The 8,428-nt window shown below is 37.1% G+C and carries 12 protein-coding genes; 5 read left to right on the top strand and 7 right to left on the bottom strand.

All coding sequences use genetic code 11. The annotated features are described in order from the left end of the window. Positions 1 to 214, bottom strand: a 214-nt coding sequence (locus tag O3C63_08615) for a hypothetical protein (protein ID MDA0772990.1), incomplete at its 3' end; no start/stop codon positions are given. A 36-nt stretch (positions 215 to 250) separates the two neighbouring features. Beyond that, a complete protein-coding gene (locus O3C63_08610; GenBank protein MDA0772989.1) occupies positions 251 to 1,216 on the bottom strand; it encodes a HAMP domain-containing sensor histidine kinase in 966 nt (321 codons plus the stop codon). A 145-nt stretch (positions 1,217 to 1,361) separates the two neighbouring features. On the opposite strand from O3C63_08610, the gene O3C63_08605 reads away from it, so the two are divergent. Both O3C63_08605 and O3C63_08600 read left to right on the top strand, forming a co-directional pair. Further along, positions 1,362 to 1,757 (top strand): hypothetical protein, encoded by a 396-nt coding sequence (locus tag O3C63_08605; protein MDA0772988.1) that lies wholly within the window; start codon positions 1,362 to 1,364, stop codon positions 1,755 to 1,757. 69 nt (positions 1,758 to 1,826) lie between these two features. After that, on the top strand, positions 1,827 to 2,582 hold the full coding sequence (locus tag O3C63_08600) for a hypothetical protein (GenBank protein ID MDA0772987.1): 756 nt from the start codon (positions 1,827 to 1,829) through the stop codon (positions 2,580 to 2,582). A gap of 16 nt (positions 2,583 to 2,598) precedes the next feature. On the opposite strand, the gene O3C63_08595 is transcribed toward O3C63_08600, so the two are convergent. Continuing rightward, positions 2,599 to 3,048 (bottom strand): tRNA (cytidine(34)-2'-O)-methyltransferase, encoded by a 450-nt coding sequence (locus tag O3C63_08595; protein MDA0772986.1) that lies wholly within the window; start codon positions 3,046 to 3,048, stop codon positions 2,599 to 2,601. Beyond that, a complete protein-coding gene (locus O3C63_08590; protein ID MDA0772985.1) occupies positions 3,045 to 3,776 on the bottom strand; it encodes a hypothetical protein in 732 nt (243 codons plus the stop codon). Before O3C63_08590 ends, O3C63_08595 begins: the two co-directional genes overlap by 4 nt. A gap of 122 nt (positions 3,777 to 3,898) precedes the next feature. On the opposite strand from O3C63_08590, the gene O3C63_08585 reads away from it, so the two are divergent. After that, positions 3,899 to 4,516, top strand: a complete 618-nt coding sequence (locus O3C63_08585) for a hypothetical protein (protein ID MDA0772984.1) — start codon at positions 3,899 to 3,901, stop codon at positions 4,514 to 4,516. Further along, positions 4,509 to 5,285: a nucleotidyl transferase AbiEii/AbiGii toxin family protein gene (locus O3C63_08580; GenBank protein MDA0772983.1), complete on the top strand. Its 777-nt coding sequence runs from the start codon at positions 4,509 to 4,511 to the stop codon at positions 5,283 to 5,285. Before O3C63_08585 ends, O3C63_08580 begins: the two co-directional genes overlap by 8 nt. A 43-nt stretch (positions 5,286 to 5,328) precedes the next feature. Here the strand turns inward: O3C63_08580 and O3C63_08575 are convergent, their stop codons facing one another. The 3 genes from O3C63_08575 to O3C63_08565 are packed head-to-tail and all read right to left on the bottom strand — an operon-like array spanning position 5,329 to position 7,499. Beyond that, entirely contained in the window at positions 5,329 to 6,207 is an 879-nt protein-coding gene (locus O3C63_08575) for a radical SAM protein (protein ID MDA0772982.1), read from the bottom strand. Further along, positions 6,207 to 6,878 (bottom strand): nucleotidyl transferase AbiEii/AbiGii toxin family protein, encoded by a 672-nt coding sequence (locus tag O3C63_08570; GenBank protein MDA0772981.1) that lies wholly within the window; start codon positions 6,876 to 6,878, stop codon positions 6,207 to 6,209. The genes O3C63_08575 and O3C63_08570 overlap by 1 nt, the downstream gene beginning before the upstream one ends. Before the next feature lie 33 nt (positions 6,879 to 6,911). Next, complete coding sequence (locus O3C63_08565; GenBank protein ID MDA0772980.1) at positions 6,912 to 7,499, bottom strand: hypothetical protein; 588 nt, start codon at positions 7,497 to 7,499, stop codon at positions 6,912 to 6,914. 497 nt (positions 7,500 to 7,996) lie between these two features. Between O3C63_08565 and O3C63_08560 the strand changes: the two genes are divergently transcribed. Next, positions 7,997 to 8,428: hypothetical protein (locus tag O3C63_08560; GenBank protein MDA0772979.1), on the top strand; the 432-nt coding region annotated here is incomplete at its 3' end.

Below are 8,428 nucleotides of genomic sequence, written 5' to 3'. Positions count from 1 at the left end.
CCATTACTCGCTTAGCTGGTTTAGGGACCGTATCCGGAGCAAATAAAGCTAACAAATGTGGATTAAGGTCAGATTTTGGCTTCGGACTCTGAACTTGCACACTGACATAATCAGTATCTCTCGAAACAACTGGTCTAATGCCAAAACGCTTAGAAAGATACTTTACCCTTGGATCTGGCCAAAAATCACTTATTCTATCTGTATAATCCACCATAACTCAAACAATACTAACACAAGCATCGACAAATTATCAAGATAATCTTATTAAAAAACGACTACCAGTATTTAACTCAGATTCTATCTCAATAGTCCAACCATGCAAATCCACTATCGCTTTGACAATAGCAAGTCCCAAGCCAGTACCTTGAATAGCACTACTTGCTTGCACTCGATAAAACTGATCAAAAACCTTGGCAATATCCGTTTCAGGAATCCCAGTACCAGTATCTTCAACAGTCAAAACACCTTCTTTATAATGAAGCTGCACTTTACCGCCATCTCTATTGTATTTAATTCCATTGTCAATTAAATTTGCAAGTAAATGATCCAGGTATTTTTTATCAGCAAAGATTTTTGTAGCCTTGGGAATTTCATTACTCAAACTAATCTTACGACTAGCAGCTCTTGACTCTGCTGAGTTAATTAATTTGTCTGCTAATTGCCCAAGATCAAGTTCGATTTTGTTCAATTCAACTGAACCACTAAGCACATGCGAAAGACTAAGCATATCCTGAACCATCGTCCCCAAGCGGTCTGCCTCATGATCAAGCTTCTCTAAATATTCTTGCGCTTTAACAGCATCATCCTTGGCTCCAAGCAAAAGAGTTTCAACTAGAGTTTTGATGTTTTGTATCGGGCGCTTAAGTTCATGAGTACTTTGCTTCATATCCTGATAAATAATTTGACTAAGTTCAAGCATATAATCATCTTCAAGCTGTTGCAGATATAAATTAAAATGCTGACTATTGATTTTAATTTCAATTCGTTTTGATTTGCTTTGTTTAATTTCTTCTCGAAGCTCTTCGGATTTAAGTGAACGAATCAATTTGGCAAGCGCAGCCAGTCCTTGACTCAAAGCACCAAGATCATTGATATTGTCATTTAAGCTCGACAAATTCCAGCCCAAAATCTTTTGCGCTGCAGGATTTAATTCTTGGATCTTGAGAAGCTCGCCATCAAATAGCAGAACTCCTGTGTTGAGTTCATCTATATCCATTAATTAGATTGTTCCACATCCATCTTCGTTTTACTACGAGATGACAAGATATCCACAACTGTCTATCAAAGCGTCAAGACCTTATACTTTATAAGGCAGAGCCAGGAATATCAAAGATCACTTATCGGACCTAAAGGAAGGTCCAATGACAGATTCTTGTTGTCACAACGAAGGTGATCATCATTGCAGTGCAAGCCATAATGCAGAGCGGTACAAGATTCATAAAATTGCTAGCCGTTTAGGTATTAATAACGGCATGATTGATTTATGTAACGCAAGTTTAAACGATATTATAGCTATGGCTCTTAATCGGGCACATGTGAATCCATCTCTATGGCTATATTTGATGTTAACCCATCAAAGTATCAATGCCGGTGACGCTGTCAATAAACTAATGAGGACAGGGCATTCAAGTGCCATTTCACATTTGATTCAACTAGTTAATGCCAGTCATTCATCGTCTACAGGACAAAATTTTGCCGATAACCTAGAAAAAACAAGCCAAAAAATGCAGCAAAGAGCTCAAATAGCCCAGGCTTGAAGCAGATCACTATAAAATAGACCATTTTTCCTGCTTTGTAACTATAGGGACAAGGAAAAGGGACAAAACGTGGAAGCATTCACCACAGCACTAAGAAGATCAGCACTATCACTTATACCAGGTGGTGGATTAGTTAATGCCAGTATAGAAGCAACAGATTGGCAACAAATCAAAGACTCAACTAAACAGATACTTGAGCAGAGTTTTAAACCTAAGCAAAAAGAAATCGCCCAAAGCAAAGTGACAGAAGTCATTATAAAAAAACCTGAAAATGAAGAACTCAAACCAGTAGTAGCAAAGCAAACTCCAAAACCACAAGTAAGCAAAAGCGACAACAATTTATTACAACAACTTTGGTATCAGCAACAGAGCTATTACCACCAGATGGTTGAACAGATGAACAAAGCTAGGCAGCAAGCTCAAGAATATCTAAAGAGAACCAGAGAACAGCACGAAGAAAGAAGAACAGCGGAAGCGACAAGAAAAAAAGAATCAGAACCAAAACACAATTGCAATGATATTTGTGACACAAAACGAAGACTACTTAAACTAGCAAGCCGCTATGGAGTTGCAGTTGAAGCCAATTTATTAACATTGAGCACAAGTGATCTAGAACAAACTATCAAAGCCAGAATTCAACACAATATCATTGGCTTTATAGCATTTGCCAAAGAGAACCCTAGCCTCGGTTACAACAGAGCATTGCGAGAATATGCCACCAGTTCGATAGATAGTAGTGTTAGAGAACTGGTCGCCAATGATGTTCAAGTGGGTGCCAGTAGTGATATACTTAATCCCAATGAAAGAAGTCTCGCCCAAGTCTAACTGGCAGATTGCAATTCTACGCCAGGGTCAACTGTCTCAAAGCCTCATAGGCAACAGTTTGCACAGTGCTAGCTAAATTCAAACTGCGTGCATTTTTACTTAACATCGGCAGCGTAATTGATTGAGCTGGAACCATCAACTCCTCCGGCAAACCTCGAGTTTCTGGACCAAAAACAAAGTAATCACCCTTCTCAAACTTGATATCCCAATATGCTTTAGTGGATTTGGTTGTAAGAAACCAAAGTCTTGAAGTATTAGTCAAATCCAAAAACTCTTGCCAAGAATTATACACTGTATAATTAATATGTTGCCAGTAATCAAGACCAGATCTTTTGAGATATTTATCACTCAACTCAAAACCAAGTGGTTTAATTAAATGCAAATGTAAATCATTGGCAACACAACAACGAGCGATATTACCTGTATTTTGCGGAATCTCTGGTTGATAGAGAACTATATTAATCATAGTAAATTCATCCTTGTAGCTACAAAATCATAACCTGTTAAGGACTGCAACTGTGTCTTGTCTCCGCTCAGACCAGAAACTATAACTTGAGCATTAGGCACTAAGACCTTGATGTAATCAATCACAGACTGCGGGCTGCGCTGCTCGGGCTGAAATTCCCAATCCTGTTTTTTCTTGCGTAGTTTCTGAAAGTCGCGCGGTGAAGTGATAGTGGCAAGCTTCTTGCCCTTAGCTTGATAGTCACGCAACTCCGGATAAGGTCCTTGAAGGGAATTAAAGAAATCACTAGAGCTTGTCGGATTCAAAGGATAGATCTTGAATTTATTTCCAGCATAACCAGCTCTCAATAGAGCATTAACGTCAGCTTGAGAGTAAACTCCAGGAATATAATTCAAGTATTGAGACATCCATGGATCTTCTTGAATTGTTTTTATGATTTCAGTATCCAAGGCTGGCGCAAAAACTTCGATAGCTTCTTGAAGCCAAGGCTCAGCTATTTGTTTTAAGGAGGATAATTGAGTTTTATCAATCAGGCTAGCCAAGCCGAGTTTGTGACCAGACCTAGTCGCCAGACAATAAAGCTCCTCTAAATGCTCCAATAAACGAGGACAAGCAAAACTAAGCTCAAGAGCTTCAAGTTCTATATCACTAGAACTTAGCTTCATAACTGCTAGATTAACTTGCTCTGGCAAGTCTAAAACAGAATTAATGATGGGATAGTATTTCACCTGTTATAATATTACATAAGTAAGGGTCACTAGCGCAAGTGATGTTTTATTTCATTAAGGTTGCAAAATTGTAACTTTAGTGGAATATTTCTATTACTAGTGAAAAAACACTACTAACAGAAATGAAATATGTAGATTTTAAATCCAAGATGGCAAACATGATTGTTTTTAACAAAGCAGACATTCATATTATTGCGCCAAATTTTGATCTAAATCTATTAAGCGACTGGCAAAAAAAACAATACATACGCAAAATTCGTAGAGGCTATTACATTTTTGCAGATTTAGAATTGAATAACCATCTGCTTTCACATATAGCAAATCAAATTTATCGACCGTCATATATCTCTTTTGAACTTGCGTTATCACAATACGGACTTATTCCCGAAACTATTGTAAATCAGACCTCGGCAACAAGTCGCAGAACCATAGATTTTTATACTCCTATTGGTGGCTTCATTTACCAGCATCTAAAACCCAGTCTGATATTTGGTTACAGAATTGATACTCTAGCTAAAGTTAAAGTCAAAATTGCCAAAATAGAAAAAGCAGTCTTGGATTATTTCTATCTTCATCCAGACCTCAAAACAAAACAAGACTTAGATGATCTACGTTTTGATTATGAATACTTTATTGAACAAGCTGATCTTAAATTGCTTTATCGATACTTAGATCAATTCAACAATAAAGCTCTAGAAAAAAGAATCGACAATATTATAAGGAGTGCTCACCATGCTTGATTACCAAGAAATAACACAATACTTCCCGTCAACTGTTCAATCAGACAAGAGGTCTGTTTTACGCGAATACTTACAACATCATATTTTGCATTTAGTCTTTCAATCACCGATCTCTAAGAAACTGATTTTCATTGGAGGTACAGCTCTGAGGATTGCATACAACACACAGCGCTTCTCAGAGGATTTAGACTTTGACAACAAGGACCTAAGCCTCGATGAATGGATTGAGCTTGGCGACTATATTCAAAGAGAACTAAGACTTAATGGCTGGAACATAGACATCAGCAAAACCAGATTAAACAAAACCGTGTTTCATTACAATATTAGATTCCCGGGCTTACTTTTTCAATACGAAGTAAGTCCTCACAAAAACGAAGTCCTATTAATTAAAATGGATTCAGAAAACCAAGGCATAGAATACCAAAGTAATATTTTCCAATTCAACAAGTTTGATCTCAATTCCAAAATCAAAGTTATGCCAATTGACATCGCCCTCTCACAAAAATTTAGAGCCTTCTTTGATAGAGAGATGGGTAGAGATCTTTTTGATATCAGTTCAATTGCACCTAAAACTAAACCAAATTATGATTACTTAAAACAAGCACTTAATATTTCCAGCCCACAAGAACTTAAAGAACGTGTTTTGGCACGCTGCCAAGACTTAGACTTAAAGCATTTAGTTGAAAGAAGTAAAGGATTTTTATTTAAACAAAGTGATATCTCAAGAATCCTAGACTTCCAAGAATATATGGAGCAGTATGAATTCTAGTCAAAACCGTCATTGCGAGCCCAAAGGGCGTGGCAATCCAGTCCTAGCGTTTATAAACATTAACAATCTCTAGCTCAGGCAAACTATCGCGCAAAAGCTCTCGCCAAGTATCTTCCAGTGCAAAAGCCTGCTCCTTAGTTATCACTGGCAATTCAGTAAATTCAATATATTCTGGTTTAATATCGTCAGCCTCTCCAGGTCCATAATGATTACCTCTAGTATCTATCCAATAGTCTCCAGTCTTAGAGACTGGTTTGGCTCTTGTAGGAGTATTGATTTGTAGTTTGTTAATTCCAAGATCACGAATCACAGCCGCCATCTCAGCAAGATATTCGTTCTTCCCAAGCCATTTGGGCATGATCATGATTTGCAATTGCAGAGTCGTGTCAGCCTGGCAATCTAAAGCAAGCATCGTAATCCCACTAACAATACTCGCCACTGAAACCCCTTCAGCAGGCTGATTGACAGAGCTCAAGATCTCATCATTCGGCGCATCCAGCTTAAGAGAGATTAAATCAGCATGCAAAGCACGCTCACGCACTAGCGAGTCATTAAACATCGTGGCATTTGTCAAAATAGAAATAGGGACTTGCTTCTTGCGATCTTTGTATAGTTCACGAATTGCATCAATCATCTGGGCAAGATTCTGGGCGAGTGTCGGCTCTCCAGAACCAGCAAAAGTAATTACATCTAGATCTTCATAAACAAATCCACCACTAGCTTCTAGTGCCTGCAAGTCTTCAATAATATATTCAGTTGGTACATAGGTCTTAATTTCAGTAGTGACTTTTTGGATCTTGCCTAGCTGACAGTAAGCGCAACTAAAGGAGCAAGTACTCGTTGAGCCAATTGGATCGATACCAAGTGAAGTACCTGAGCGCCATGAGCGTACTGGACCGTAGACATAGCTTAGTCTCTCCATTAAAAACAATTCTCCAAACTATCCAAACGAATTCTCAATTGCACAATTGTATCCTGTTTCATCTTCTCTTTGACCCATGTTTTTTGTTTTGGCTCTACAAGCTCACCCAAAGCATCAAGCAAATCATAATCAAAGTTGTTTTCGACAAAGTCGATTGTTTTGCGTAGATACTCTATCAAATTCAATCCTGTTCTGCCTTCTATAACACTTTCAGTAATATCTATTTTGTTTTGCAAAATAAAATAAGCATCAAAAACATCTCTTGCAGCTGGTACTTTACGCTCTGTCAATGCCAGTAACTTATTAGCTGCCATATCTTCTAATTGCATAACCAAAATCGGAATCCCCAAAAACAACTTAGGCTTATAACTAGAATTAACTGTGCAGTGTGAAACATCAATCTTGAGATGGTGCAAACCTTTTTGATAGGACATTGCAATCAGTCCACCAAAATGCTTGAGAGCTTCATCTTGGATTAGACCATAATTAGAGCAAATCTTCAACAATGTTTCATGGACCAATAATCCTTTCTCTGGATCAAGTAAATCAAAGTCAAGATCAACAGAAAATCTATTGAGCTTATAAAAAAAATATAGAGCTGTACCACCCTTGAAACCCAGATGTGGAGCTATTTTGGAATTACTATAAATATCAGTTAGAATTGATATCATTATATCTCTATGTTTATTAGTATCTAAGATAAATTACTCCTCGTCTTCTTTATATATTTTGTAATAAGACTCAAGCCGTTTGTTCATTGCCTTTGATGAATAAATCTCCACCAAATCAAAACATTTACCCCAATCAAGTGGTCTTAAATTATCAAAATAGTACTCTCTGTATAAGTATAAAGCATCCAGAAATGCTCTTTCTTTACTAGCGCGAAAATAGAATTCCTTATCTTCTAAGCCTCTAGGATTCAGCAAAATATCCTTTGAAATCTTCTTGTAGCGATATCCCTGCTTCTCAACTTCAATATCACGACTAAGGTATGAACAGAGGTATATGGTTTCGTAATACTGAAATATCATCGCTTCTTCTCTCAGCACCGTGATTAAACTGACGTAGGAAGGCTTAAATTGCTTAGTAGCAAACTCATATCTATTATAATTAGGATCCTTGGCGTATAAGCCTTGTTTAATACGGATGAGCTTACCAGTTTGGCAATAATAAGAAAGCCTTCTATAGATATTGGCTTTATTATCGTCTCTCCACAATAGCGAGAGTTCGTTTGGAGTAAACACCGTATTTTGAGACTTGAGTATCTCATATATGTAAAAATCCCTATCCATGAACTGAACCTAACACTGTATGTGTGTTCTAGTTCTCATTATACCACAATCAAGCAAATCCAAGCCCAAAGCCAGCAAAATACTAAGCTTGAGTTCCCCATACCGCCCCAAGATTAACAAATTTTAATGTTAAAGTGTAAATATATTTTACAAAAGACTTGGGAAATCTATATTGACATTGGTAATACTAGCTATCGCCCCAAGATTAACAAATTTTAATGTTAAAGTGTAAATATATTTTACAAAAGACTTGACAAATCTATATTGACATTGTTAGTATTGTAACGTAATACAGATTAAGCTTAAGTTAAGAACAAAAGAAAGCGAGATTTAGTATTATTTGATGGTAGCACCGTCATTGCGAGCGAAGCGAAGCAAACCAGGTGAAACCAGAAAAACAAGATAAAGCTAGATAAATATCAAATATGTATTTAAGTTAGCGTTTTATTAAAGAGAGATAAGCGAAGAAGCAAAATTAGAGGAAAAAAACAATGGCAATGGAATCTATAAGTACAGCAAGTCCAGCAACAACGGCTCTAGAAAGAGAAGGACCGTCTAGCCAAGACACGAGCTCAAAAGCAACCAAAACAACGGCAACATCAAGCAGTAGTAATTTTTTTGATGATATCGGCATATCAACAACTTCAACGCTTGATAGCGATACTACAACCACCACTTTTACTCTAATTGACGAAGATGGTATAAATGGATTTTACTCTCGTTATAAAAAAGATGATACTGATACAAAAGAGACAAAATTAAAAAAAGAACTTGAAGCAGCTGAAGCTGCAATTAAAGCTTTACCTGAAAGCGAACAAAGCTTAGATCCAGATAAAGATATAGCAGTAAGTATATTTAATGCAAAAAACGTAGAAGCTTTTGGTGACAAAGCTAAGACTCAGTGGTTAAACGGGATTAGAGCTCTTACG

It is taken from the genome of Cyanobacteriota bacterium, assembly GCA_027618255.1.
GTDB lineage: Bacteria > Cyanobacteriota > Vampirovibrionia > LMEP-6097 > LMEP-6097 > JABHOV01.
The sequence above is the reverse complement of the archived record's forward strand: the minus strand, read 5'-3'. Positions and strand labels throughout refer to the sequence as shown.